General features: G+C 66.8%; 1 pseudogene. It reads right to left on the reverse strand.

Annotation, left to right across the window (positions count from 1 at the left end):
* Positions 1–1,200: pseudogene (locus ACSFA3_RS24445) on the reverse strand (hypothetical protein); the annotation flags it as partial.

The raw sequence follows: 1,200 nt of genomic DNA on the forward strand, positions 1-1,200 counted from the left end.
GGCCGTCGCTTGTCAGGTCGCCGTTGGCGTTGTATCCATAAGCGACGCTGGTGCTGCTGGTGCCGTTGATGGTCTGGCTGAAGCCCGCGAGGCGGTTGGTACCGGGCTGCAGGGTGTAGCCGCGGCTGGTGGTCTGGCCCGCCAGCACGCGGGTGCTCGCTGTCCGGTTGCCGTTGGCGTCATAGCTGAAGCTGGCGCTGTCGCCGGTGCCCGCGGTGGCAGTGAAGCTGACGATGCGGCCCGTTGCGCTGTAACCGACGCTCCACGTGGTGTCGGCCGCGGCAATGGTGCTGTGACCAGGGTCGCTGTCGGCAGGGCCCCACAGGTTCTGCGTGAGGCTGCCGATGCGTCCAGCCGCGTCGTAGGTGTAGCTGCTGAATTCGGTCTGGGTCAGTCGCGTGGCGCTGTCGTAGCTGCGGTTGGCCGCGAGCTTCGGACTGGTGCTGGTGAATGCCCAGTTCCAACCCGTGGGCTGGCCCAGGGCATTCCAGGTGACGGCGTCGATCAGCGGTGTGCCGTTCCAGCCGAGTTGCACGAGGCGGCCGGTCGTGTCGTAGAAGTGGCTGAGCGCGCCACCGTTCGGGTACGTGACGCTGGCGAGTTGGCCGGTGGCGGTGTTGTAGGTGTAGGCGACTTGCTGAACGCTACCCGTAGTTGCGCCTGTCGCCAAGGTTTGCTTCTTGAGGGTGACGCGTCCATGGGCATCGCGGGTGTACTCGGTGGTGCCGGAACGATCAATGACCTCGCTGAGGTAGCCCTTGCTGTTGGCGCTCAGGTCGTAACGCAGGGTCGTGGTCTTGCCGTCCGCGAAGACGAGGCTGGTCGGACGTCCCAGCGCATCGCGGGTGATGCTCGTGGCCTGGCCGAGCGCATCGGTGATCTGGCTGGGCAGGCCGAGGGCGTCGTACTGGCTGCTGCGAGGGCCGCTGTCGGCACTGGCTTCTGCGGTGGCGTTGCCCAGGGCGTCGCGGCTGTAGCTGGTTGCGATGGCGTTGAAGTCGCTGGCCTGGGTGACGGCATTGAGCGCGTTGTAGCCGAGGCCGGCACTGGCGTTGGCCGCGTCGGTGATGGTCTTGACGCGGGCCAGGGCGTCCAGGCTCCAGCTGGTGCTCTGGTTCAGACCGTTGGTCTGGCCGATGCGATCGCCGCTGGCGTCGTAGCTGAAGCTCTCGTTCTGGCTGGTTCCCTGCGTCTGGGTGG

Source organism: Variovorax glucosi (assembly GCF_051216695.1).
Taxonomy (GTDB): Bacteria; Pseudomonadota; Gammaproteobacteria; order Burkholderiales; family Burkholderiaceae_C; genus Variovorax.